The 25,191-nt window shown below is 62.8% G+C and carries 17 protein-coding genes; 5 read left to right on the forward strand and 12 right to left on the reverse strand.

Going from position 1 to position 25,191, the window contains the following annotated elements; genetic code table 11:
• Positions 1-316: 316 nt before the first annotated feature.
• Positions 317-1,228, forward strand: coding sequence for a class II glutamine amidotransferase (locus D1Y85_RS24560; RefSeq protein ID WP_124153680.1), 912 nt, complete (start codon positions 317-319; stop codon positions 1,226-1,228).
• 118 nt (positions 1,229-1,346) lie between these two features.
• Here D1Y85_RS24560 and D1Y85_RS24565 read toward each other — a convergent pair whose 3' ends face one another.
• The 7 genes from D1Y85_RS24565 to D1Y85_RS24595 form a co-directional block, all read right to left on the reverse strand.
• Positions 1,347-2,072, reverse strand: coding sequence for an amino acid ABC transporter ATP-binding protein (locus D1Y85_RS24565; RefSeq protein ID WP_124153681.1), 726 nt, complete (start codon positions 2,070-2,072; stop codon positions 1,347-1,349).
• The gene (gene gltK, locus D1Y85_RS24570; protein WP_124153682.1) at positions 2,069-2,746 is read right to left on the reverse strand and encodes a glutamate/aspartate ABC transporter permease GltK; all 678 of its coding nucleotides are present in this window, start codon (positions 2,744-2,746) and stop codon (positions 2,069-2,071) included. Before gltK ends, D1Y85_RS24565 begins: the two co-directional genes overlap by 4 nt.
• Positions 2,746-3,486: an amino acid ABC transporter permease gene (locus D1Y85_RS24575; RefSeq protein ID WP_124153683.1), complete on the reverse strand. Its 741-nt coding sequence runs from the start codon at positions 3,484-3,486 to the stop codon at positions 2,746-2,748. Before D1Y85_RS24575 ends, gltK begins: the two co-directional genes overlap by 1 nt.
• A gap of 92 nt (positions 3,487-3,578) precedes the next feature.
• Positions 3,579-4,472 carry a glutamate/aspartate ABC transporter substrate-binding protein gene (locus D1Y85_RS24580; RefSeq protein WP_124153684.1) on the reverse strand — a complete coding sequence of 298 codons (894 nt, stop codon included), beginning with the start codon at positions 4,470-4,472 and terminating at the stop codon, positions 3,579-3,581.
• A 227-nt stretch (positions 4,473-4,699) separates the two neighbouring features.
• The gene (locus tag D1Y85_RS24585; RefSeq protein ID WP_124153685.1) at positions 4,700-6,001 is read right to left on the reverse strand and encodes a Glu/Leu/Phe/Val family dehydrogenase; all 1,302 of its coding nucleotides are present in this window, start codon (positions 5,999-6,001) and stop codon (positions 4,700-4,702) included.
• A 340-nt stretch (positions 6,002-6,341) separates the two neighbouring features.
• On the reverse strand, positions 6,342-7,298 hold the full coding sequence (locus tag D1Y85_RS24590) for a LysR family transcriptional regulator (protein WP_124153686.1): 957 nt from the start codon (positions 7,296-7,298) through the stop codon (positions 6,342-6,344).
• A gap of 93 nt (positions 7,299-7,391) precedes the next feature.
• On the reverse strand, positions 7,392-9,185 hold the full coding sequence (locus tag D1Y85_RS24595; RefSeq protein WP_124153687.1) for a tetratricopeptide repeat protein: 1,794 nt from the start codon (positions 9,183-9,185) through the stop codon (positions 7,392-7,394).
• Between the two features lie 232 nt (positions 9,186-9,417).
• On the opposite strand from D1Y85_RS24595, the gene purB reads away from it, so the two are divergent.
• Positions 9,418-10,806: an adenylosuccinate lyase gene (gene purB, locus D1Y85_RS24600; protein ID WP_124153688.1), complete on the forward strand. Its 1,389-nt coding sequence runs from the start codon at positions 9,418-9,420 to the stop codon at positions 10,804-10,806.
• An 89-nt stretch (positions 10,807-10,895) separates the two neighbouring features.
• On the opposite strand, the gene D1Y85_RS24605 is transcribed toward purB, so the two are convergent.
• The 4 genes from D1Y85_RS24605 to edd all read right to left on the reverse strand — a co-directional run bounded on the left by D1Y85_RS24605 (position 10,896) and on the right by edd (position 15,648).
• Positions 10,896-11,399 carry a gluconokinase gene (locus tag D1Y85_RS24605; RefSeq protein WP_124153689.1) on the reverse strand — a complete coding sequence of 168 codons (504 nt, stop codon included), beginning with the start codon at positions 11,397-11,399 and terminating at the stop codon, positions 10,896-10,898.
• Between the two features lie 14 nt (positions 11,400-11,413).
• On the reverse strand, positions 11,414-12,772 hold the full coding sequence (locus D1Y85_RS24610; RefSeq protein ID WP_124153690.1) for a GntT/GntP/DsdX family permease: 1,359 nt from the start codon (positions 12,770-12,772) through the stop codon (positions 11,414-11,416).
• A 324-nt stretch (positions 12,773-13,096) separates the two neighbouring features.
• The gene (eda, locus tag D1Y85_RS24615) at positions 13,097-13,738 is read right to left on the reverse strand and encodes a bifunctional 4-hydroxy-2-oxoglutarate aldolase/2-dehydro-3-deoxy-phosphogluconate aldolase (RefSeq protein ID WP_124153691.1); all 642 of its coding nucleotides are present in this window, start codon (positions 13,736-13,738) and stop codon (positions 13,097-13,099) included.
• A 2-nt stretch (positions 13,739-13,740) separates the two neighbouring features.
• On the reverse strand, positions 13,741-15,648 hold the full coding sequence (gene edd / locus D1Y85_RS24620; protein ID WP_124153692.1) for a phosphogluconate dehydratase: 1,908 nt from the start codon (positions 15,646-15,648) through the stop codon (positions 13,741-13,743).
• A gap of 287 nt (positions 15,649-15,935) precedes the next feature.
• Here edd and D1Y85_RS24625 point away from each other — a divergent pair, with 287 nt between their 5' ends.
• The 3 genes from D1Y85_RS24625 (at position 15,936) to D1Y85_RS24635 (ending at position 18,846) form a co-directional block, all read left to right on the forward strand.
• A complete protein-coding gene (locus D1Y85_RS24625) occupies positions 15,936-16,784 on the forward strand; it encodes a MurR/RpiR family transcriptional regulator (RefSeq protein WP_124153693.1) in 849 nt (282 codons plus the stop codon).
• A 688-nt stretch (positions 16,785-17,472) separates the two neighbouring features.
• Positions 17,473-17,856, forward strand: a complete 384-nt coding sequence (locus D1Y85_RS24630; RefSeq protein WP_246025041.1) for a GntR family transcriptional regulator — start codon at positions 17,473-17,475, stop codon at positions 17,854-17,856.
• Positions 17,857-18,030: 174 nt separating this feature from the next.
• Positions 18,031-18,846, forward strand: coding sequence for a pre-peptidase C-terminal domain-containing protein (locus D1Y85_RS24635; RefSeq protein WP_124153694.1), 816 nt, complete (start codon positions 18,031-18,033; stop codon positions 18,844-18,846).
• Positions 18,847-19,495: 649 nt separating this feature from the next.
• Here the strand turns inward: D1Y85_RS24635 and D1Y85_RS24640 are convergent.
• Positions 19,496-25,191 (reverse strand): YadA-like family protein (locus D1Y85_RS24640; protein ID WP_221410336.1); only part of this gene is annotated, 5,696 nt, incomplete at its 5' end.

Here is a 25,191-nt window from a genome sequence, read left to right on the forward strand (position 1 = left end):
GCCGGGCGAAGTACAGGAAAGCGCAGGCACACGGGCGGATGGCGTGCGTTACGCGACCCTGCGGCTTGTGGCGCGCCGCCCGGTGCGAACCACCTGGCGCAATCCGGCACCCTCAACAAGTTTCGCCAGCGAAACCGGATGCAGCGCCCGACACCGTCGGCGTCGCGTCTGAGCGACAGCCACCGCCCTTCGCACGCCGCGCGAAAACCATCCGACAAATTTCGCGCTGGCAACGCGCAGCCCGGTGATATGCTTGGAAAATCATCATTGTACCGGGTCGTCGGGCTGCAACGCCGCGCCGCATCACGCATTCATCATGTGCCAACTACTCGGAATGAACTGCGCCGCGCCGACGGACGTCACGTTCTCCTTCACGGGATTCGCGGCGCGCGGCGGCGCCACCGACCACCACGCCGACGGCTGGGGCATCGCGTTCTTCGAAGACAAGGCCTGCCGTCTCTTCATCGACCACGAGGCGTCTGCGCGCTCGCCGATCGCCGAGATGGTCAAGCGCTACCCGATCAAGTCGCGCAACACCATCGCGCATATCCGCAAGGCCACGCAAGGGCGCATCCTGCTCGAGAACAGCCACCCGTTCCTGCGCGAACTGTGGGGCCGCCACTGGATCTTCGCGCACAACGGCGACCTGCAGGACTTCAATCCCACGATGTCGGGTGTTTATCAGCCGGTCGGCACGACCGACAGCGAACGCGCTTTCTGCGCGCTGCTGGAGGGATTGCGCAACGCGTTTCCAGGTTCGCAGCCGCCGCTTGACGAACTCTTCGCGGCGCTCGAATCGCTCACGCGCGAGATCACGCAGTTCGGCGTATTCAACTTTCTGATGTCAAACGGCCAGGCGCTTTTCGCGCACTGCTCGACTCACCTGTACTACCTCGTGCGCCGCTGGCCGTTTTCGACCGCGCATCTCGTCGACGCCGACGTCACCGTCAACTTCGCGAACTACACGACGCCTGAAGACCGCGTCGCTGTAATCGCGACTGCGCCGCTCACCGACAACGAAGTGTGGACGCGTTTCGCGCCAGGCGATCTGCTGATGTTCCAGCACGGCGACGTGGTTGCACACGCCAGCGTTCCTGTCCCGCAGAAGGTGCTGGACAAGCTGAACAATCCGTCGACGGATGCCTCCGCGAGCGCGCCGTGTCCGCCCCCGGGCGCGCAAACCGTGGACATCGAAGCCGCCGCTGCGATGCAGACCTGGGGCGAATAGCGCGCCTCCACCTGCACAAACGCTCAAAGCAAAACGCCGCGCAGGCCCGAAAGCCGCGCGGCGTTTCCTGTTTCGACGCCGGGCTGCAAAGCCCGACGCGGCAGGTTTGACGAGCCCCTTAATGCAGGATCTTCGCGAGAAAATCCTTCGCGCGATCCGACTTCGGGTTCGCGAAAAAGTCTTCCTTGCGGTCGTCCTCGACGATGAGCCCCTTGTCCATGAAGATCACGCGATGCGCGACCTTCTTCGCAAAGCCCATCTCGTGAGTCACGCACATCATCGTCATGCCTTCCTGCGCGAGTTCGACCATCACGTCGAGCACCTCGTTGATCATCTCCGGATCGAGCGCCGAGGTCGGCTCGTCGAACAGCATCGCGATCGGGTCCATCGAGAGCGCTCGCGCAATCGCGACACGCTGCTGCTGACCACCTGAAAGCTGGCCCGGAAACTTCTCCGCGTGCGCGCGCAGGCCCACGCGGTCGAGCAGTTTCAGCCCCTTCTCGGTCGCTTCATCCTTGCTGCGGCCGAGCACCTTGATTTGCGCGAGCGTCAGGTTTTCGGTGATCGACAGGTGCGGGAACAGCTCGAAGTGCTGGAACACCATGCCCACTTTCGAACGCAGCTTCGAGAGGTTGGTCTTCTTGTCGCTGACACTCTGGCCGTTCACGAGGATCTCGCCCTGCTGGAACGGCTCAAGCCCGTTGACGGTCTTGATGAGCGTGGACTTGCCCGAGCCCGAAGGCCCGCACACCACCACGACCTCACCCTTTTTCACTTCCGTCGTGCAATCGGTCAGCACCTGGAAATGACCGTACCACTTCGAAACGTTCTTTATCGAAATCATGTCGCGACCTTTTTCTGAAGACTTTTCACGATGCCCGAAGCGATCACACAGACGACGAAATAGCACGCGCCCGCGAACAGCACCATCTCGACCGTGGTCCCATCGCGGTCGCCGATATTCGTCGCGGTGCGGAAGAAGTCCGCGAGACTGATCACGTAGACGAGCGCCGTATCCTGAAAGAGCACGATGGCCTGCGTGAGCAGGAGCGGAACCATCGCGCGAAACGCCTGCGGCAGCACGACGTGTTGCATCGCCTGGCTGTAGCGCATGCCGAGCGCGAACGACGCGTTCACCTGTCCACGCGGCACTGCCTGAATGCCGGCGCGGATGATCTCCGAATAGTACGCCGCCTCGAAGAGCGAGAACGCAACCATCGCCGAGGCGAGCCGGATGTCGATGTTCGGCGACAGACTGAGCACGCTTTGCAGCAACTGCGGCACGATCAGGAAAAACCACAGCAGGACCATCACGAGCGGGATCGAACGGAACACCGTCACGTAGCCCTGCGCGAACCATTGAAGCGGCTTGATGCCCGAAAGCCGCAAGAGCGCGAGCAGCGTGCCCCACAGAATGCCCACGACGATCGCGCACACCGTGATTTCGAACGTGACGATCGCACCGGTCCACAAAGTAGGCAGTGCGCCCGGAATGCCACTCCAGTCGAAATGATGCATCACTTGCCTCCGATATAGCCGGGCAGCCGGGTCCTCGCCTCGACCCAGCGCATCAGCGACATGACGACGAGATTGATGAGGACGTAGGCGAGCGTGACCGCGATGAACGACTCATAGGCCTGCGCCGTGTAGTCGACGAGCTGGCGAGCCTGCGCGGAAAGATCGAGCAGGCCGATCGTCGACGCAACCGCCGAGTTCTTGAAGATGTTGAGAAACTCGGACGTGAGCGGCGGCACGATGATGCGATACGCGACCGGCAACAACACGTAGCGATACGTCTGCCATTGCGTGAAGCCCACCGCGAGACCCGCGGCGCGCTGGCCCCGCGGCAGCGCATTGATCCCCGAGCGCACCTGCTCGCACACGCGCGCGCCGGTGAAGAGGCCAAGACAGAGAATCGACGACGAGAAGAACTGCACGTTCGGCGGCAACTGCTTGAACCAGTTGCCGAGCGATGGCGGCAGCAGTTCCGGGATCACGAGATACCAGATGAAGAACTGCACGATCAGCGGTATGTTGCGGAACACCGCGACGTACACGGTGCCCGCGCCCGAGGCCCACTTGTTCGGCACCGTGCGCAGAACGCCGAAGAACGACCCAACGATGAGCGCGATCACCCACGCGGCAAGCGATACCGTGACCGTCACCCAGAGGCCGGAGATCAGCCAGCCGAGATAGGTCGTGGGCTCGCCGGTCGAGACCGGGCTTAAGAGAATGCCCCAGTTCCAGTGGTAAGACATGTTGTGTCTCCAACAAAAAGAACGGAAGAAGCTGCGCTACTCCCGCGCTTCTTCCGTTCCTGGCCATTGTGCGACTAGCGAGGGGGCAACGCTTAGTCGATCGCCTTGTCGTTCGGGTTCTTGAAAAGCGCCCGCATGTCGTCGCTCATGGGGAAGTTCAGGTTGAGGCCCTTGGGCGGAATCGGCGACTCGAACCACCGCTTGTAGATCACCTCGCCTTCGCCCGAGGTCTGAACCTTCGCGACGGCGTCGTCGGCTACCTTCTTGAACTCGGGGTCGTTCTTGCGCATCATGCAGCCGTAAGCTTCACGCGATTGCGGTGTGCCGACAATCACGAAATCGCCCGGATTGTTCGACTTCGCACGCTCGCCCGCCAGCAGCGCGTCGTCCATCATGAACGCCACTGCGCGGCCCGTCGAGAGCGTCAGGAACGAGTCGCCGTGGTCCTTCGCGCTGATGATGTTCATGCCCATGTTCTTGTCCTGGTTCATCTTGCGCAGAATACGCTCGGACGTCGTGCCCGCCGTTGTGACGACGGTCTTGCCCTTCAGGTCAGCGAAATCCTTGATGCCCGCATCCTTCTTCGTCATGAGACGCGTGCCGATCACGAAAATCGTGTTCGAGAACGCGGCCTGCTGCTGACGCTCTGCGTTGTTCGTGGTCGAACCGCATTCGATATCCACCGTGCCATTCTGCACGAGCGGGATGCGGTTCTGCGACGTGATCGGCACGAGCTTGACCTTCAGGTTCGGCATGTTCAGCTTCTGCTTCACAGCGTCGACGATCTTCAGCGCGTAATCCTGCGAGTAGCCGATCACGTTCTGCTTGTCATCGTAGTAGGAAAACGGAATCGACGATTCCCGGTGACCCAGCGAGATGACGCCTGTGTCCTTGATCTTCTTGAGCGTGCCACTGTCCTGCGCGTAGGCGCTCGCAGAAACGAGTCCGAGGGTGGCGAGAGCGAGTGCGGCGATTTTGATCTTCATCTTTTGACTCCTGAGCAGAAAACGACCTTTGCAGTGTAGCAAAGTAATAAATTTGAAAGAATAAGGCCGCGCGAAAGCGTTCTCCCCGTCCATCACGGGTTGCTGCGCTGCGTCAGGATGTGCAAAAGCGGACGGCCCCGCCAAGGTCCCGTCCGCTCCTGACTACTGCTCCGTAGCGGGTGCAAACGTGCCCCCGCCATGTCGTGTCGATCAAGCGTCGATAAAACTCAGGGATACAGGCCGCGCATTTCGCGCGCCATCAGAATGCGCTTGCACGCGACGATGAACGCCGCCGTGCGCATCGACACCTTTTGCTCGCTCGCCACTTGCCAGACCGCGGCGAACGCTTCGCGCATGACGCGCTCGAGACGCTCGTTGATTTCCGCTTCGGTCCAGAAGAAGCTCGAGAAGTCCTGCACCCATTCGAAGTAAGAGACGGTCACGCCGCCCGCGTTCGCCACCACGTCGGGCATCACGAGGATGCCCTTGTCGTGAAGAATGTCGTCCGCTGCCGTCGTGGTCGGGCCGTTCGCGCCTTCCACGATGATCTTCGTGCGAATCTTCGGCGCGTTCTTTTCGGTGATCTGGTTTTCCAGCGCGGCCGGGATCAGGATGTCGGTCTCGATGGTCCAGAACTCGTCGTTGGAGAGGACATCGGCGCCAGCGAAGCCCGCCACGCCACCGGTCTTCGCGACGTGTTCGAGCAGCGCCACGGAGTCGATGCCGCCCGACTTGTACAGCGAGCCGGTATGGTCCTGCACCGCAACGATTCGCGAACCGGCTTCCTGGAAGAGGCGCGCAGCGATGCCGCCCACGTTGCCGAAGCCCTGCACGGCGATGCGCGCACCTTCGATGCTCAGCCCCGTGCGCCGAGCCGCTTCGCAGCCGACGACGAACACGCCACGACCCGTCGCTTCGCGGCGGCCGAGCGAGCCGCCGAGCGAGATGGGCTTGCCGGTCACGACGCCCGTGGCCGTCTGGCCCTGGTTCATCGAGTAGGTGTCCATCATCCACGCCATGATCTGCTCATTCGTGTTGACGTCCGGCGCAGGAATGTCGGTGTTCGGTCCGATGATGATGCCGATTTCGCTCGTGTAGCGGCGCGTCACGCGTTCGAGTTCGCCGCGCGAGAGGGTTCGCGGATCAACGCGAATGCCGCCCTTCGCGCCGCCATACGGCACGTTCACCGCGGCGTTCTTCACCGACATCCACGCGGACAATGCCATCACTTCGGATAACGTAACATCCTGGTGATAACGGACACCGCCTTTGCCGGGACCGCGCGACACATTGTGCTGAACGCGATAGCCTTCGAAGTGCGCGACGGTGCCGTTATCGAGTTCGATGGGCACGTCGACGATCAGGATGCGCTTCGGGCGCTTGAGTGTTTCGAGCCAGCGCGAGAGCGGGCCGAGATACGGCGCGACGCGATCGACCTGACGAAGGTAGTTGCCCCAGGGGCCGAGATCGTCGGCGTGGAGATAGGAGGGAACCGACGACAAAGCAGCAGACTGCAGTTGGGATGACATGAACGCTCCAGCGATCGAACAAGTGGTGCCATTGTCAGAAAAGCCCCACATGAAATCCAATGCCGTTTGATTATCTCGTTATGTTTATTTTGCATAACACCCCGAAGCCGACATAGCGTATGCATGCGGGTATCGGTAGCGTTTTTTGTCGTTTGTCAACGGTTGCCGCCGGAGTGTCGGTGAACGGTCCTCCATGGGAGAAGGTGTGAGCCGGCCTTCGCCCGCGTGCGCAACGCACCGCATTGCGATGACTTTCACAGCCGGACGCTTTCGTGAGTGCGGGCGTTGCTTGCAACTTCGTCGGCTTGACTGACGCTTCTCTGCCCCGCGTCCCTGCCCTTTACGCGCTGCCCTGCGCGAGTTCCTCGCTCACCGCATCCCACACCCGGCTGACGAGCGCGCGGCGCGCGTCCTCGCCTTGCGCCGCGAACTTGTCGCGATAGAGGCGAATTTCCATGTCGAGCGTGAATTGCCCCGCGGGCGTACCGCGAGTCGCGCGGTCGAGCCGGATGAGATCGCCCTGCGCCACCGCGTCCTCTACCGCGCTATGAGGCAGGAACGCGATGCCGTGGCCCGCGAGCGTCATCGCCTTGAGGCCCTCCGCCATGTCGGTCTCGTAGACGCGGTCCAGATAGAGTCGCGTCGGCGCATTGCCGACGATCACCTCCGTCATGCGGCCGAGATAAGCGTTCGGCGTATACGAAAGGTAAGGCGTGGGCGCGTCGGCCGTGCCGGGCAGCGTGTAGCGCGGACGGCCCACGCGCTGCGGCGCGGAATACGGACTGATCGACTCGATGCCAAGCGTGAGCGTGTCGTAGCGCGCGGGGTCGAGCGTCACGGGATGACTCGGATGGTGATAGCCCATCACGAGATCGCAGCCTCCCTCCACGAGCGAGAGCACCGCGTCGTGCACGTTGAGCGCGCGCAGACGGGTATTGATGCGGCCGAGCTTGGCCTCGATGCGCTGTAGCCAGCGCGGAAAATACGTGAGCGAGAGCGTGTGCGGCACGGCGAATTCGATCGTCGCCTCGGGCGTCCCCGTGTGGCCGCGCAGCAGCGTGCGCGCTTCGTGAAACTGCGACAGCATCGCGAGCGCCTGCTCGTAGAACACCTGGCCCGCGGCGGTGAGGCGCGTCGGATAGACCGATCGATCGATCAATTCCGTGCCGAGCCACGCTTCGAGTGCCTGGATGCGGCGCGAAAACGCCGGCTGGGTCACGTGCCGCAATTCGGCGGAGCGGCTGAAACTATGCGTCTCCGCGAGCGAAACGAAGTCTTCGAGCCATTTGAGTTCCATGCGAATCGCGCGTCCAGTGACGTGCCTGGTGATGTGAAGTCCGCATTCTAGGCCCGCCGCTGTAAATCAGGGGCAAGACTGCCCGGTGTTGCATCAAGCCAGAAGCGCCGACCGGAGTTCGGAGACGCCCCCACGCCAGTCACCTAGCTCGCCCTGCCGGAAGAGCCGCGCCGATGGATACCAGACAGAATCGCGGCGCCCGATGCCCCAGCGCCAGTCGGGCTGCGCGGCGAGCAGCACCCAGACCGGCTTGCCGAGCGCGCCCGCCAGGTGCGCCACCGATGTATCGACGGTAATCACGAGATCGAGGCTGGCGACGAGCGCCGCCGTGCTCGCGAAGTCATGGAGTTCGTCGCCGATCGCGTGCATCGGCCAGTGGTCGGCGACGTCGGCGAGCTGCGCGGCGGCGTTGCCCTTCTGGATCGCGAACCACGCATTGCCGTCGAGCGCCGCGAGCGGCAGCAGCGCCTCGAGCGGCACCGAGCGAAACGCGTCGAAGTGATGACGTGGATTGCCGGCCCAGACGAGCCCGATGCGCCGACGCGCACCGCGCGCGAGCGTATTCACGCGCAAGCGCCAGGCAGCGGCCTCACGGGGATCGGCATGCAGGTACGGCGTGGCCGCCTCGATCGGCCTGCCGCGAAAATGCAACGGCAGGCTCATCACGTCGCACCAGTAGTCGTATTGCCGCGCGATGGCTTCGTCGTCCGGCGCGGCGTCGATCACGCGCGCGACGCCCGGCACAGTCGCGGCGAGCGACGCCAGTTCGGGGGCAACCCATGCATCGACGCGCGCACCCATCGCGGCAAGCAAGCGCGCGTAGCGCAGGAACTGGATCTGGTCGCCCACGCCCTGCTCGCGCGCGATCAGGAAGCGCTTGCCCGCCAACGGCTCGCCTTGCCATTCGGCGCAGGGCAGTTTGCGGTAATTCGACCTGGCGCGCACGGTCGTCTTGCGGCTCTCGAAGAGCGGCCAGCCATCGGCGAAATCGCCGCGCCGAAGCAGCAGCATGCCAAGCTGGAATTTCGACTCGGGCAGGTCGCGATCGAGTTCCAGCGCGCGGCGGTAGTGAACCTCGGCTTCGTCGTAACGCGCGAGCGCCGTCAAGGCGAAAGCGAGATTGTTGACGACGCCGGCGGCGTCGGGATTGACTGCAACCGCCCGTTCGTACAGTGGAATCGCATCGGCGTAACGATGCAGTGCGTCGTACGCGTAGGCGAGTTCGAAGAGCGCGAAAACGTTGTGCGGCTCGCGCGCGACGACGGGTTCGAAGCAGCGCACCGCCTCGGCGTGGGCACCCGCCGCGAGCAACAGCCTGCCGGCGTGCATGAGCGCGTGCATGTCGTGCGGTTCGAGCGCAGATGCGGCTCGAAATTCGGCTAGCGCAGCGTCGTTACTGCCAGCCGCTTCGAGCGCGCGCCCGAGATTGAAGGCGAAGTGCGCGGACTGCGGAACAAGCGCGCGTGCGTTCCGGTAGTGCTCAATCGCGCAAGCGATCTCGCCGAGCGACAGCAGCGCATTGCCCAGGTTGTTGTGGGCGTTCGCAAACCCGGGTGCATTGGCCAGCGCCTTGCGCTGCCAGACGGCGGCGCCGGCGTGGTCGCCCAGCCTGGCAGCAACGACACCGCGATTGCCGAGGTATTCCGCATTGTCCGGTGCCAGCGCAAGCGCACGGTCGATCAACGTCACCGCGTTTGCCGACTCTCCCCGATCGAGCGCAATCAGCCCAAGGTAGTGCAACGCTGCGGCATGATCCGGCCACTGCGCGACCACGCGCTCGTACATAGCCTGAGCGTCGACGAGCCGTCCCTCGCGGTGGTAAGCGAGGCCTTCTTCGATCAGGGTGTCGGCCTCGTCGGGAGACAGGAGCGGGAATTTGGGGTTCATGCGTGATGGGACAAAACGAAGCGCTGGCGCGGCGCAATCGTCCACTGTAAAACCACCTCCCGGCCGGCCATCTTGCAAACCAGCCGGCGCCACGCATCGCCCGGCAGGCACGGGGCGCCACCTGCGAGGTGATAAAATACGCGCCTCCCGCCGTCTTCCCGGCTGAACTTAACCGGTCGCAACCGCGCGATCGTAACCGCGCGAGCGTAACCCCCACCGTTACGTCCCCATCATGTCCGACACCCGTCCCGATACCCTCTTCGCGCTCACCGCGCTTTCCCCGCTCGACGGCCGCTACGCCTCGAAAACCGAAGCCCTGCGCGACTGGCTCTCGGAAGCCGCGTTCATGCGCCATCGCGTGACGGTCGAGATCCACTGGCTGATCGCGCTTTCGCACGCCGGTTTCGCGGAAGTGCCGCGTTTTTCGGAAGCGTCGGAGCAGTTCCTGCTCAAGCTCGCCGAAAACTTCACGGCACACGACGCCGCGCGCATCAAGGACATCGAGCGCGTGACGAACCACGACGTGAAGGCCGTCGAGTACTGGCTCAAGGAATCGGTGAAGGGTCAGCCGGAACTGGAGCGCGCGAGCGAATTCATCCACTTCGCCTGCACGTCGGAAGACATCAACAACACGTCGCACGGCCTCATGCTGGCCGGCGCGCGCGAGCATGTGATCCTGCCGGCGCTGCGCTCGGTGTATCAGCGCCTCGTCAAGCTCGCGCACGCGCACGCCGAACAGCCGATGCTCTCGCGCACGCACGGTCAGCCCGCTAGCCCCACGACGCTCGGCAAGGAAATCGCCAACGTCGCGGCGCGTCTTGCGCGCGCGATCCAGCGCATCGAGAAGGTCGAACTGCTCGGCAAGATGAACGGCGCGGTCGGCAACTTCAACGCGCACCTCTCGGCGTATCCGGAGTTCGACTGGGAAGCGTTCTCGAAGAACGTCGTCGAACAGCGCCTGAAGCTCACGTTCAACCCGTACACGATCCAGATCGAGCCGCACGACTACATGGCCGAACTGTTCGACGCCATCGCGCGCGCGAACACGATCCTGCTCGACCTCGACCGCGACGTGTGGGGCTACATCTCGCTCGGCTACTTCAAGCAGAAGACGAAGGCGGGCGAAATCGGTTCGTCGACGATGCCGCACAAGGTCAACCCGATCGACTTCGAAAACTCGGAAGGCAATCTCGGCCTCGCGAACGCGACGCTGCGCCACCTCGCCGACAAGCTGCCGATCTCGCGCTGGCAGCGAGATTTGACCGACTCGACGGTGCTGCGCAATATCGGCGTCGCGTTCGGCTACTCGCTGCTTTCGTATGACGCGCTGATCCGCGGCCTCGACAAGCTCGAAGTGAACCCGCAGCGCCTGAACGACGACCTCGACGCGACGTGGGAAGTGCTTGCAGAGCCGGTGCAGACCGTGATGCGCCGCTATGGCATCGAGAACCCGTACGAGCAATTGAAGGAACTCACGCGCGGCAAGGGCATCACGCGGGAAGCTCTGCAAACGTTCGTGTCGGGCCTCGCGATTCCTGACGACGCGAAGAAGCTCCTGCTGGAAATGACGCCGGCGTCGTATATCGGCAAGGCCGTGGAACTTGCGAAGCGCATTTCGTAAGCGCATCGCGGCGCGCCGGACTGGCGCCATCCCCCAATAAAAAAGCGCTTCGTTCGCAATGAACGAAGCGCTTTTTTTACGTCACGCGATTAGCTCGCCCGACGCGTCGCCATCTGCTTCATGACGTCATCGACGATCTGCTCGGGCGTGAGTTCGATGCTCACCACAATCGCTTCGTCCGTGCCCGGCTCTTCGAGCGTATCGAGTTGGCTTTGCAACAGCGACGGATCGAAGAAATGCCCGGTCCGCGACGCGAGCCGCTCGTGCAGCACCTCGAAGCTGCCCTTCAGATAAACGAAACACACGTCGCGATCGGTGCCGCGCAGGATATCGCGGTACGAACGCTTCAGCGACGAACACGTAAACACGGCTGTCTCATGCGCGCGGTGCTTGTCTTCGATGGCCGCGCGAATCGTACGCAGCCACGGCCAGCGGTCATCATCGGTGAGCGGGATGCCGTCGTGCATCTTCTTTTTGTTGGCTTCGCTATGGAAGACATCGCCATCCGTGAAGCTACAGTGCAGACGCTCGGCCAGCAATTCGCCGATGCGCGTCTTGCCCGCCCCCGACACACCCATTGCGATCAGAATCATCGACTACTCCAGGTTCACACCACCGCAGCCAGGGCAAACGTCAGCCCAAGCCCCAGCACGGAAATAATGGTCTCACAGAGCGACCAGGTCTTGAACGTCTGAACGACGGTCATGCCGAAGTACTCCTTGATCAGCCAGAAGCCGCCGTCGTTGACGTGCGAGAAGATCAGCGAACCCGAGCCCGTCGCAAGCACGAGCAGTTCGGGCCTCACCGTCGTGCCGCTCGCGGCGGCGATCGGCGCGACGATGCCGCAGGCCGTCGTCATTGCGACAGTGGCGGATCCGGTTGCGAGGCGTATCAGCGCGGCGACGAACCAGCCGAACAGCAGCGGCGAGAGGTGCGCCGACTGCGCGACACCAACGATCTCCTTCGAAATACCGCTGTCCATCAGCACGCGACCGAACCCACCGCCGGCGCCAACGATCAGCGTAATGCCCGCGATCGGCGCGAGACAGTCGCCGCAGAACTTCTGGATCTGCTCGCGCGTAAAGCCGCGTTGCGCGCCGAAGGTCCAGAAACTCACGAGCACGGCGACCAGGAGCGCGACGTCGGTGGTGCCGAAGAAGTGCAGCAGGCTGTTGGGCAGTGTCTTCGGCGCAAACACGAGGTCGGCCCAACTACCGACGAGCATGAGAATCACGGGCAGCAGGATCGTGAAAACCGTGATGCCGAAGCTGGGCAGTTCGCTGTCGGCCTTGGGCTTGACGGCGATGAACTGCGCGGCAAGCGGGTTTTCGTCGGGCAACTTGATCGTACGGTGAATGAGCAGCGCGAAGAGCGGACCAGCGACGATCGCGGTCGGCACGCCGACGATCAGACCGTACGCGATGGTCTTGCCGATATCGGCGTGAAACGCCTGCACCGCGAGCAGCGCGGCCGGGTGTGGCGGAATCAGGCCGTGCACGACGGAAAGACCGGCCACCATGGGCAGACCGACGAGTAGCAGCGACTTGCCGGTGCGTTTGGCGACGTTGAACGCAATCGGAATCAGGAGCACGAAGCCGACTTCGAAGAACACCGGCAAGCCGACGATGACCGCAACGAACATCATCGCCCAGTGAATGTTCTTCTCGCCGAACCAGCCGATGAGCGTCGTGGCAACACGTTCGGCGCCGCCGGACTCGGCCATCATCTTGCCGAGCATGGTGCCGAGTCCGACCACAATCGCAATGTGGCCGAGCGTGTTGCCATTGCCTGTCTCGAACGACTTGACGATCTGATCCATCGGCAACCCTGCAACGAGGCCGAGCAGCAGCGAGACGATGATCAGGACGAGAAACGGATAAACCTTGTAGCGCGTGATTAGCAGAATCAGCGCAGCGATCGCGATGACCGCATAAACCAGCAGCATGCTGCCGTGGTCCGCTCCCATGAGGGTTCTCTCCAGATAGTTTTGATATGTGTTGGCAGCGCCCGCGGCCTGGCGTTATGCGCCGCCAGGCGGCAGGACTGCGACTGCAGAGGTTAGCGGCTTTCGCGATTGCGTGCACAAAAGACGAACCGCGCGAGGCGTCAACCTCGCGCGGTTCGTCGCGCCTGCGCCAGCCAGGCGGGTTCGCATGTGCCGCGTCTTCCAACATCGCACCTGGCGATGCTGCGACGCCGCATCATTCGTAATCGCGCGGCAGCGCCGCTCGCGGCAGTCCGGTTCGGCGCGCGGCAGCACCGACGCCAAAACCCGCCCGCGAATCCGGCGTCAGCGTACCGGACGCGCCAGTTCGCTTGCCGCGCGGGCGAGGCGCGTGACCTCAGCCCAGTTCTCGGCGGTGAGCGCAGCCTTCGGCGTGAGCCACGAGCCGCCAACACAGACCACGTTCGGCAGCGCGAGGAAGTTCGGCGCGGTTTCGGGAGTAATGCCGCCCGTCGGGCAGAACTTGAGCGTCGGGAACGGGCCGTGGAAGGCATTGAGCATCGCGATGCCGCCTGCCGGCACCGCCGGGAAAAACTTGACGATCTCGTAGCCGAGTTCCATCGCCGCGATGATGTCGGACGGCGTCATGACGCCCGGCAGAAGCGGCAACCCTGCGTCGAGCGAAGCGTCGTGGATCTCGCGCGTGAGACCCGGCGAGACGCCGAACTTCGCGCCGGCGTTCTTCGCGAGCGCGCAGTGCTCGGGCTTCGTGATCGTGCCGACGCCGACGACGATATCCGGCGCGATCTGCGCCGCGCGCTTGATCGCCTCGAGCCCGGCCGCCGTGCGCAGCGTGATTTCGAGCACCTTGACGCCGCCCGCGTGCAGCGCGCGCGAAACGTGCTCGCCCTGCGTGGCGTTATCGAAGGCGAGCACCGGAATCACCGGGCCGAGACGGACGATGTCGGCTACCGACGTTGTTGCCATGTTCATGCTCCTTGATATTGGTTCGCGTTAGCCGCGTTGGCGTCGACCGTCGTCGCTGCCGACGCGTGGCCGACCGTTTCGCCGACCAGCGGCCCGAACACCGACGCGCCGAGCTCAGCCGGCGCGGCCGCGGCACGAAACACGCCAAAAAGCTCGCGGCCGAAGCCGACTTCGTTGCTTTCCTGGTGGGCGGGCTGCGCGACCGGGCGCGCGTCCCATTCGGCGGCGTCGACTTCGACGTCGAGCACGCCTTCGACCGCGTCGATCACGATGATGTCACCGTCGCGCACCTTACCGATCGGGCCATGCAACAGCGTCTCCGGCGACACGTGGATCACGGCGGGCACCTTGCCCGACGCACCCGACATGCGGCCGTCGGTGACCAGTGCGACGTGGAAGCCCTTGTCCTGCATCACGCCGAGCAGCGGCGTGAGACGGTGCAGCTCCGGCATGCCATTGGCGCGTGCGCCCTGAAAGCGCACGACGGCCACAAAGTCGCGCTCGAGCTCGCCGCGATCGAACGCTTCCTGCACGGCTTCCTGCGAATCGAACACAATCGCGGGAGCGCGCACCTTGCGGCGCTCCGGCGCGACGGCCGAAACCTTGATGACGCCGCGCCCGAGACGCCCCTGCATGAGCCGCAAGCCGCCGTCCGGCTGGAACGGCTCGGCGACGCCGCGCAGCACAGCAGTGTCGGCGCTCTTCTCGACCGCATCGACCCACGTCAGCTTGCCGTCGAGCAGCTTTGGCTCCTTCGTATAGTGGCGCAACCCTTCGCCCGCGACGGTCTTGACGTCTTCGTGCAGCAACCCGCCGTCGAGCAGTTCGCGCACGAGGAACGCAATACCGCCCGCCGCGTGGAAGTGGTTCACGTCGGCCTTGCCGTTCGGATAGACGCGCGCGAGTAGTGGCACGGAATCCGAGAGGACGTCGAAGTCATCCCAGTCGATGACGATGCCCGCCGCGCGCGCCATCGCCACGAGGTGCATGGTGTGGTTGGTCGAGCCGCCCGTTGCGAGCAGCGCGACGACGCCGTTGATGATGGCGCGCTCGTCGATCACGTGCCCGATCGGCGTGTAGTGGCCGCGCTCGACGGTGAGATCGAGCACACGGCGCGCCGCAGCGGCCGTAAGCGCGTCGCGCAACGGCGTATACGGATGAATGAATGCCGAGCCCGGCAGATGCAGGCCCATCACTTCCATCAGCATCTGGTTGCTGTTGGCGGTGCCGTAGAACGTGCAGGTGCCCTGGCTGTGATAAGCCGCCGCCTCTGATTCGAGCAGCGCGTCGCGGCCGCACTGGCCGGTCGCGAACTGCTGGCGCACCTTGGCCTTGTCGTCGTTGGAAAGTCCGCTCGTCATGGGACCGGCGGGAACGAAAATCGTGGGCAGATGGCCGAACTGCAGCGCGCCGATCAGGAGACCGGGCACGATCTTGTCGCAAATGCCAAGGCACAGCGCCGCGTCGAACATATTGTGCGTGAGCGCGACCGCCGTGCTCATCGCGATCACTTCGCGCGAAAAGAGCGACAGCTCCATACCCGCGTTGCCCTGTGTCACGCCATCACACATCGCGGGCACGCCACCTGCAAACTGCGCGACACCGCCGTTTTCGCGAGCCGCTTCCTTGATGATGTCCGGATAGTTCTTGTAGGGTGCGTGCGCCGAGAGCATCTCGTTGTACGCCGAGACGATGCCGATATTCGGCTCGCGGATCGACTTGATCGCGATCTTGTCGCGGCCCTCGAGACCGGCGAAGCCATGCGCGAGGTTTGCGCACGACAACGCGCCACGCGCCGGAAAACGGTCCTGCGCAGCGGCGATGCGGGCGAGATAGGCCTCACGCGTCGGCTTGCTGCGCTCGATCACGCGCCGCGTGACCTTCATCAACTGTGAATGCGGGGAAACCATCGAATCTCCTTGCTTTCGTCTCGGTGGAACGCGTGGGGCCGGGTTGCACGCCGCGGTCAGCGATGCGGCGATATTAGTAGAAAAACTACAAGCACGCAATCCCGGCAGATCCCTGGTCGTCAGCGTAATGCAAGCGCTTAATCCTCTTCATTCTCGGACCTTGCCGTAAATCAGCGTTTGAAGGATTGCATCGGCAGTCGTATTGGTGTAGTTTTTGTACACATCCAACGATCCGCTATAGGATCCGCTATAGTCCACGGATCTTTCAGCATAGTGCGAGTTTCCCGATGCTGCTGTCCCAGGTGAAGGCCATGCGCGAGCAGTTGCGCCCGTCCGAGCGCAAGCTCGCGGATTACATCGTCGACGCCCCGCGCGAAGTTCTCGACCTCTCGATGACCGACGTCGCGCAGCGCGCCGGCGTTAGCCAGCCGACGATCGCGCGGTTCTGTCGCGCGCTCGGCTTCTCAGGATTCCGGGAGTTCAAGATCCGGCTCGCGCAGGCTGTCGCCGCCGACCTGCCGCCCGCCGTCTACCGCGATGTGCGTCCCGACGAGCCTGTGCCGGGCGTCGCGGCCAAAGTGCTCGACCGCACCATCGGCGCGCTGCTGCAGGTGCGCAACAACCTGTCCGCCGATGCGCTCGCCGATGCCATCAAGCTGCTCTCGCGGGCAAGGCGTATCGAGTTTTACGGCGCTGGCGGATCCGGCATCGCGGCACAGGACATGCAGCACAAGTTCTTCCGGCTCGGCATGCCGAGTGTCGCTTACGCCGATCCACAAACATTCCTGATGTCCGCGGCGCTGCTCGGCAGCGGAGATGTTGTCGTCGCGATCTCGAACACCGGCCGCACGCGCGATATCGTCGATGCCGCGCGCACCGCGCTCGAACGCGGAGCGAAGGTGATCGCCATTACGCACGCCACGTCGCCGCTCGCGCGTCTTGCGACAGTCGGCCTGCACGCGAACGTCGACGAAGACACCGACGTCTTCTCCCCCATGACCTCACGCACTTCGCATCTCGCGATCGGCGACATTCTTGCGGTGGGCGTTGCGCTGCAGTGCGGCCCGGAACTCACCGAAAAACTGGCCGATGCGAAGGAGATCATCTCGCGCCGCCGCCTCGATCCGATCGGTTAGGGCATGGCGTTTACGTGCCTGGAATACTTCACCGGAGAAAATCCGGCGCATTCGCGCGAATGCCCAGCGCATAGATAACGACAAGAAGCGCACGCGGGACGCTTGAGGCGCGTAGCGCAGGCGCCCCTCGGACCGCCGCGAGCGTAGGCGGAGGCGATACGCGCCGGCACCGCACACCGATCGAAGACATACCGACAAGCCCGACAAAGTTGCACAGCGCACCGCGCGAGACAGCGGAGTAACGGGCGCACGCCCCACGCGCCTTTCACCCATGCACAGCAAGCGTCATTAAATAATTTACTTTGCTATGCGAATTAACTTTAGATGTCTGTCAAAACTTGGGATTTTTCGTCTAGCCAATTCCATACGAGTTGGCGCAGCATCCACCAATCAAGATTTTCAAGAAGCACGAACCAAATAGATCGATGCTATATCTCGGCAATTGGAAATAGTATCGATCGCTTCATGCAATATGCATGTAGGCAAATCTATAACTTGCCCCGGAATTCCGCCCAAGTCGGGAATTTCAAACGTGATACTCGCACGGTGTTTGCACTGATCGACGCATGGAAAGTGGTGGCGAGTGCCCGCCATTCACTGGCGACGCTCGTTGACCGTGAATGCGTGGGGTGCGAGTGTTGGATCTGGCACGCAGCACCGGCAACTATTTATGCGTTGCATAGACACCATGAGGCTTCGTGAATTGCAGTCAAAGGATCTGTCGACGCGGAGCGCTCGCGACGCTCACATATCACCTGCAACTGTGTGGCGCCCTGAGTTCGCGAGAATAGGTTGGCCAGTGTATCTCGCGATTGCAGACCACATTGAGGATGCGATTCGACTCGGGATACTGCGCCCCGGCGACAGGCTACCGACGCAGCGCGACATCGCAGATGATCTCGGATTCCACCTGAACACCGTCAATGCGGCCTTTCGCGAGGCGGCGCGACGGGGACTCATTGAAAGCCGCACGCGCCGGGGCTCCATTGTGTCTGATCGTTCGGCACATCAGGGTTCTGTTGAAACTCCGTCGCCCTCAGGCGGCAGGAGCATTCATGAAACCCCAGTTTGATGCCGAAAACGGATTTTTCCTTAGCTCATTCCGATAGCCACTCGCACACCCAAGTTTTTTAGGTTAATTCCTATATTCAAACATTTCAATATCTACGAATGTTTACCCGCATCACTAAAGAAATAATTAGTTATTCTTATTATTTATAAAGATGAACATCTTTAGGGGTATGTCATGAAAATCAAGCAATCTTTGAAGCGTCAGACGGCACGGCGACTCACGATCGCAGGTGCATCGGTTTTGTTCTCCGCCGTGCTCGCCGCTTGCGGTGGGGGTGATGGCACCAGCATTGGCAGCACCATGGACAAAAGCACAATGATGGCTGCAAAGGCTGCGAATTCGTTGGACAGTATTGCAATTCCGCTTCAGCCCAACCAATCGGTGACGAACCTGTCGTCAGTGGGAGGAGACGGCTCGGGTGAGCTTTGGTATTCGGTAACAGTGCCGGCGGGCACGAACTCCATCAGGATCGCTACGTCTGGCGGATCGGGAAATGCGGTAATCAGCACACGTGTCACTACGGACCTTGAAGTCAATCGCCCAGGAGACCTTACCTGTTCTGGCTCATTGAATTGCCAAATTGTGTTCGCGCCACTTACCGCGGCAAAGACCTACTATATTAACGTGGGCACGCGAAGCTCTTATAGTGACAAGACATTGACGACGTATGTAACGTCGGGAATTATCCCGATTGTTTCGGGGACAACCGTCCGAGAAATACCTGTCAGTGCAACCGACGATCCACTGATGTTCTCGATCGATGTTCCACCCGGATCAACGAACTTCTCGCTCGCGCTTGCTAACGGCTCGGGAAAGAGCCCGACGTTTGAAATGATGCGCGGAATTTCGGATCCGATGTATGCCTTCACCATGGGAGACGGCACCAGCTGGAATGATTCAAATCCAATTCCAGCAACGTACTATTTTTACCTCAGGCCTGCCTTTGGAAGTACAGACAGTATCTGGACGCTGGACGCAACTGTTAAATAAGCAAGTGGTACCTTTACTGGATTTTGTCGCCGCACCGTTTCGCGCCTTGGTCGGGCAGACGACTGGTTTCCTGGCGGGCTCGTTGATTCATTACGGCAGCTAGCCGCGCGACGGTTCACGACGTCAGGCTTCAGATTACTGACCAACCCCACGTTTTTCAGAACGTGGGGTTTTGTTTTGCAGCAACGCACCGGTACGGCGAGCAAACACGAGAGGAAAACAATCGCGCTGCCGCGGCGAACAACGAAATACGCAGGCACACGGATGAGCGTGGGGAATCGTACACACGATCGCAGTGCATGCCTGGCAAGCGATTCGGAATACGACACGACCTACGAAGCAGGAGCCTTGTCTCGCGGTTGTACACCCGACGGCTGAAAGACTTCCACGGAATTCTGGCCCGCGCCTGACATCCGCTCAACGCCCGCGTTGCCATAGGGGCCCAAAGCGCCATCATGGTCATCGAGCACAGCGATTGCGCATGCCGCGACTAGCAGCAAATACCCATCTACATTCGCACGATGCCCCAGTAAGCCCCGATGAACAAAATAAAGCGGACTTCCGAAGAAGTCCGCCGTGTGTTCGATCCAATTACGGGCATTGACGGGCACGGCCGAATGGCGCCGCGCCCGTTGCGCCGTTCAGACGCTTACCACTGATACGACATACCGCCGCCGACCGTGGTGCCGCCACCCGCACTGTAGCCCGCCCCCATCTTGACCTTGAGGTTCTGGGTGATACGTGCCGATGCGCCGAGCGCGGTCGCCTGATAGCCCTTGTAGTTGGCCGTACCGATACCGACTGCGATCGTCTTGCCCGGATCGACGTCCGGGATCATCGTGAGCGCAGTGGCCGCCGCCACGCCGCCATATGCACCACGTTGCAGGCCGGTCATGCCGCTCTGGAACTGACGCATGTTGACTGCGTCGGTCGGAGCCTTACCGTCTGCGACGTTGGTGATCTGGCGTTCGTTACCCGCCGAACCAACCGACACGGTACCGTCCCGATCCGCCACTGAGTTTGCACCCAGCGCGACCGAGTTGTCCGCCGAGGCAGTCGCGTTGTTGCCGAGCGAAGTCGAGTTGGAGCCCGACGCAGCCGCCTTGTCGCCGAGCGACGTCGAGTTGGAGCCCGACGCAGTCGCACCGCCACCCACCGCAATCGAGTAGTTGCCTGTTGCCGCAGCCGGACCGCTGTCCGAGGTGGCCGAAAGGTACTGTGAACCTGTGTCGCCGATGTTCTGGATTGCATTCCCCAGGTTCGCAAGCTCCTGGTTCGTGGCGTACAGCTGGGCGCCCGTTACGGCGTCGGTGCTGGTCGCGCTCAGGTCCGCGTCGGTCAGGTTGGTCAGCTTCACCGTGGACGTGGAGTTCGCGCCGCCGAGCGTCACCTGATCGTGTGCCGACGAGTCGTACTGCACCGCGTTGGCCACCGACCCGGCGATGTTGGTCACCGTGGTCTGCAGGCTCGTCACACGGCCGTCGAGATTGGAAAGCGCATCACCGACGTTGTTGACCGTTGTGCCGCCCACCGAATAGGTTGGTGCCGTCACCATGCCATTCGCATCGACCGTCGAGCCGCCACCGAGCGCCGATGCCGTGCTCTTCGCTGTGCCGTAGAGCTGAGCGCCATTGACCGCATCGCTGCTCGTGGCGTCGACCGAGCCACCCGCGACGCCGGTCAGCGTGCGCGCGCCTGACGTGCCAGAGAAGTCCACCAGGTTGCCGTTGGTCTTGGCGCCGACCGTGATCGTCCCTTCGTCGTTCTGCATCACGAGGCCGAGACCCGATGAGTTCACCTGCTGTTCGAGCGCGAACAGTTGCGAACCGTTCACGGCGTCGGTGCTGCTTGCGCTCACGGAGCCTTTCTTGACGTTCGTGATCACCGTGCCATCCGTGCCGCCGAGCGTGATCTGCGCCTTCGACGCGTCGTCATAAGTGACGAAGGCATTCGTCACGTTACCCGACGAGTCGACGGTCAGACCGGCTGCTTCGAACTGCGCGAGGTTGACCGCGTCGCTCGCCTGAGTCGCGTTCGCGACGTTTCGCAGGGTGACAGGCTTGGTCGCGTCCTTGCCGCCGAACGTCACGGTCTCCTTGGAGGAGTCGTCATAGGCGACGAACGAATTCGTCACGTTGCCAGACGAGTCGACGGTCAGCCCGGCTTCCTGCAACTGAGCAAGGTTCACCGCATCACCGGCACTCGTCGCATTCGCCACGTTATGCAGCGCCACCGGCTTGCCCAAACCAGTGCCGCCAAGCGTCACCGAATCCTTCTTCGAGTCATCGTAGGCGACGAATGCGTTCGTCACATTGCCCGACGAATCGACGTCCAGACCGGCCTGCTGCAACTGGCGAAGGTTCACGGCGTCGCTGGCTTCCGTCGCGTTCGCGACGTTCGTGAGCTGCACGGCCGGAGCCCCGGCTTTCGTGCCGCCGAGCGTCAGCTTGTCGTGCGCCGATGTGTCGTAGATGACGGCGTCCTCCGAGCCCCCCCTGGCGAGCGCGGCCACAGCGTCGAGCGCGGAGCCGACATCGCTGTACGTACCGGCACCCTGCAGGTTGTAGCTCGGTGTACTGATCGAGCCATCCGCGTTGACCTTCGTCGCGCCGCCCAACGCGCTGGCCGTAGTCGCCGCCAGCCCGTAGAGCTGCGAGCCGTTCACTGCGTCCGTGCTCGACGTGCTGACCACCCCCGCCGCCACATTGTGCAACGCCACCGGCGCCGCACCCGTACCCACGCCACCGAACGTCACCGAATCCTTGTTCGTGTTGTCATAGGCAACAAATGCGTTCGTCACGTTGCCCGACGAGTCGACATCAAGACCGGCCTGCTGCAACTGGGCAAGGTTCACAGCGTCACCAGCGCTTTTCGCATTCGCCACGTTGTGCAACGCCACCGGCGTAGACGTACCACTACCGCCGAGCGTCACCGAATCCTTGTTCGTATCGTCATAGGCGACAAATGCGTTTGTCACGTTGCCCGACGAGTCGATAGTCAGGCCCGCGGCTTCGAGTTGCGACACATTCACGGCGTCCGTGCGTTGCGCACCCGCTGCCACGTTGTGCAGCGCAACCGGCGCGCTCGGATTCGTACCGCCAAACGTCACTGACTTCTTCGTGGAGTCGTCATAGGCCACGAACGCATTCGTCACGTTGCCCGACGAGTCGACGCTCAGACCCGCCTCCTGCAACTGTTCGAGGTTTACAGCGTCGCTGGCGGTCGTCGCCTTCGCCACGTTCGTGAGCTGCACAGGACCCTTGGGGCTTGGGCCGCCGAGCGTTAGCTTGTCGTGTGCCGACGTGTCGTAGATGACTGCATCTACGGAACCGCCCCTGGCGAGCGCGGCCACCGCGTCGAGCGCAGAGCCGACATCGCTGTACGTCCCCGTATCGGCACCCAGGTTATAAGTCGGTGCACTAAGCGTGCCGTCCGCATTGACCTTCGTCCCGCCGCCCAACGCGCTGGCCGTACTCGCTGCCTGGCCGTAGAGCTGCGAGCCGTTCACCGCGTCTGTGCTCGACGTGCTGACCGCACCTGCCGCCACGTTGTGCAATGCCACCGGCGCGGCGCCCACGCCGCCGAACGTCACCGAGGTCTTCGACGTGTCGTCATATGCAACGAACGCATTTGTCACGTTCCCCGACGAATCGAAGGTAGCACCCGCCGCCTTGAGTTGCGCGAGATTGACCGCGTCGTTGTCCTGCTTCGCGTTCGCGACGTTCGAGAGCTGCACCGGTACGCCCGTACCGCCCAAGGTCACTGTGTCGTGTGCCGACGTGTCGTACTGGACGGCGTCCGCCAGTTGCGAATAGATGTTCGTGATGTCGCCCGACGTTTCCGCGAGCTTCTGGTTCGTCGCGTAAAGCTGCGAGGCGTTCACCGCATCCGTACTCGTCGCCGAGAGCGTGCCCGCCGCCACGTTCGTGAGCTGCACGGCCGGAGCCCCGGCTTTCGTGCCGCCGAGCGTTAGCTTGTCGTGCGCCGACGTGTCGTAGATGACTGCATCGACTGAACCGCCCCTGGCGAGCGCGGCCACAGCATCGAGCGCAGAGCCGACATCGCTGTACGTCCCCGTACCGGCACCCAGGTTATAAGTCGGTGCACTGAGCGTGCCGTCCGCATTGACCTTCGTCCCGCCGCCCAACGCGCTGGCCGTACTCGCTGCCTGGCCATAGAGCTGCGAGCCGTTCACTGCGTCCGTGCTCGACGCCGAGATCGTGCCCGCCGCCACGTTCAGCAGCTTCACCGGCGTACCCGAGCCCACGCCGCCCAGCGTCACCTTGTCGTGTGCCGATGAGTCGTACGCCACCGCCTCCGCCAAACCGGCTTGCGCGGCACCGTCAACCGCCTGCAGCGCCGAACCAACGTCGCCGTAGGTCTTGCCGTCGACGGAATATGACGGCGCCTCGATCGAGCCGTCCGCGTTCACGCCCGCGCCGCCGCCGAGCGCATCTGTCACGCCTTTGAGCTGGCTGACGTTCACTGCATCGGTGTCGCCCTGCCCGGCCGCCATATTCACGATGCGGCGCGTGTTCGCCTGGTTCTGGATCGTGGCGATGAGGTTGCCCTTGCCGTCAAGCGCTTGATAGGAAACCGTGCCGTCAGTACCCACGGACACCGTGTTTGCCTGGTTCGCGACCGATCCCGCACCCAGTGCCACAGAATCATTCGCTTGGGCGTACGCCTGTACGCCCAACGCTACCCCAGCCGTGCCGGTTGTATACGCCTGCGAGCCGATCGCAATCGCTCCGGCCGACGCCGCCTGTGCCGGATCGGAGACCCCCGTCGAGCCCGCGCCGTCGTTTAAGCCGTTCACCCTTTGGTATGTGTTGGCATTGTCGAAACTCCATGTCCGGCCGGTGACATCTACACCAGAACCAGCCGACGGCGAGGCCAGCATCATCGCGCCCATCATCGTCGCGCCGCTTGTGTTTTGGCTGTTTGAGGACGCGTTCACGATGTCGAAGACTTGGCCGACATTCGCCGCGTCCGTATCCTGGATACCGTTGGCCACGTTACTGATGCGCGTACCTGTCGGCAGGTGGCCGTCACCGCGATTACCGTTCCGGAAATACACGCTGTTACCGGTGCCGGGATCCAACGTAATCGTGGGGTTGCCAGCCGTGATCGAACCGACGTCGTAGGTCACGGCCTGGTTGAGGACCGCTCCTGAGTTGTCGAGCTGGAAGCCCGCCGAGGTCAACTGGCCTACGTTGACCGCATCGTTTGAAGAGATACCTGCCGCCACGTTGCGCAACACCACCGGAGACACATCCGGACGACCAAGCGTCACCGAGTCGTGTGCTGACGAGTCGTACAACACTGCGTCCGCGAGCTGCGACTGGATGTCCGTTACGTCACCCGCCGTCTCGTCGAGCTTCTTGTTCGTCGCGTAGAGCTGCGAACCGTTCACCGCGTCCGTGCTCGTCGTCGAGAGATTGCCCGGCGCCACGTTGTGCAGCGTCACGGGCATGGCTGAACCCACGCCGCCCAGCGTCAGCTTGTCGTGTGCCGACGAGTCGTACACCACCGCGTCCGCCAGTTGCGACTGGATGTTCGTGACATCACCCGTCGTCTGATCGAGCTTCTGGTTCGTCGCATAGAGCTGCGAACCGTTCACTGCGTCCGTGCTCGACGCCGAAAGCGTACCATCCTCCACGTTCAACAGTTTTACCGGCGTACCCGAACCCACGCCGCCCAGCGTCACTTTGTCGTGTGCCGATGAGTCATACGCCACCGCGTCCGCCAGTTGCGACTGGATGTTCGTGACATCACCCGTCGTCTGATCGAGCTTCTGGTTCGTCGCGTAAAGTTGCGAGCCGTTCACCGCGTCCGTGCTCGACGCCGAGAGCGTGCCCGCCGCCACGTTCAGCAGCTTCACCGGCGTGCCCAGGCCCTCACCGCCCAACGTCACCGTGTCGTGTGCCGACGAGTCGTACTTGACCGCATCCGCGAGTTCCGCCTGGATGTTCGTGACGTTACCCGTCGTCTGATCGAGCTTCTGGTTCGTCGCGTAAAGTTGCGAGCCGTTCACCGCGTCCGTGCTCGACGCTGAGAGCGTGCCCACTGCCACGTTCATCAGCTTCACCGGTGTACCCGAACCCTCGCCGCCCAGCGTCACCTTGTCATGAGCCGACGAGTCGTACTTGACCGCCTCCGCCAAACCGGCTTGCGCGGCACCGTCAACCGCCTGCAGCGCTGAACCAACGTCGCCGTAGGTCTTGCCGTCGACGGAATATGACGGCGCCTCGATTGAGCCGTCCGCGTTCACGCCCGCGCCGCCGCCGAGCGCATCTGTCACGCCTTTGAGCTGGCTGACGTTCACTGCATCGGTGTCGCCCT

The organism is Paraburkholderia dinghuensis (assembly GCF_003837865.1).
GTDB classification, from domain to species: Bacteria; Pseudomonadota; Gammaproteobacteria; order Burkholderiales; family Burkholderiaceae; genus Paraburkholderia; species Paraburkholderia dinghuensis.

Excerpts from the sequence above, each read along its gene's own strand:
- D1Y85_RS24590 (WP_124153686.1), bottom strand. The coding sequence starts at position 7,298 with ATGGAACTCAAATGGCTCGAAGACTTCGTTTCGCTCGCGGAGACGCAT.
- D1Y85_RS24580 (WP_124153684.1), bottom strand. The coding sequence starts at position 4,472 with ATGAAGATCAAAATCGCCGCACTCGCTCTCGCCACCCTCGGACTCGTT.
- gltK (WP_124153682.1), bottom strand. The coding sequence starts at position 2,746 with ATGCATCATTTCGACTGGAGTGGCATTCCGGGCGCACTGCCTACTTTG.
- edd (WP_124153692.1), bottom strand. The coding sequence starts at position 15,648 with ATGGTTTCCCCGCATTCACAGTTGATGAAGGTCACGCGGCGCGTGATC.
- purB (WP_124153688.1), top strand. The coding sequence starts at position 9,418 with ATGTCCGACACCCGTCCCGATACCCTCTTCGCGCTCACCGCGCTTTCC.
- D1Y85_RS24625 (WP_124153693.1), top strand. The coding sequence starts at position 15,936 with ATGCTGCTGTCCCAGGTGAAGGCCATGCGCGAGCAGTTGCGCCCGTCC.
- D1Y85_RS24610 (WP_124153690.1), bottom strand. The coding sequence starts at position 12,772 with ATGGGAGCGGACCACGGCAGCATGCTGCTGGTTTATGCGGTCATCGCG.
- D1Y85_RS24630 (WP_246025041.1), top strand. The coding sequence starts at position 17,473 with ATGAGGCTTCGTGAATTGCAGTCAAAGGATCTGTCGACGCGGAGCGCT.
- D1Y85_RS24595 (WP_124153687.1), bottom strand. The coding sequence starts at position 9,185 with ATGAACCCCAAATTCCCGCTCCTGTCTCCCGACGAGGCCGACACCCTG.
- D1Y85_RS24605 (WP_124153689.1), bottom strand. The coding sequence starts at position 11,399 with ATGATTCTGATCGCAATGGGTGTGTCGGGGGCGGGCAAGACGCGCATC.
- D1Y85_RS24585 (WP_124153685.1), bottom strand. The coding sequence starts at position 6,001 with ATGTCATCCCAACTGCAGTCTGCTGCTTTGTCGTCGGTTCCCTCCTAT.
- D1Y85_RS24575 (WP_124153683.1), bottom strand. The coding sequence starts at position 3,486 with ATGTCTTACCACTGGAACTGGGGCATTCTCTTAAGCCCGGTCTCGACC.
- D1Y85_RS24565 (WP_124153681.1), bottom strand. The coding sequence starts at position 2,072 with ATGATTTCGATAAAGAACGTTTCGAAGTGGTACGGTCATTTCCAGGTG.
- D1Y85_RS24560 (WP_124153680.1), top strand. The coding sequence starts at position 317 with ATGTGCCAACTACTCGGAATGAACTGCGCCGCGCCGACGGACGTCACG.
- D1Y85_RS24635 (WP_124153694.1), top strand. The coding sequence starts at position 18,031 with ATGAAAATCAAGCAATCTTTGAAGCGTCAGACGGCACGGCGACTCACG.
- eda (WP_124153691.1), bottom strand. The coding sequence starts at position 13,738 with ATGGCAACAACGTCGGTAGCCGACATCGTCCGTCTCGGCCCGGTGATT.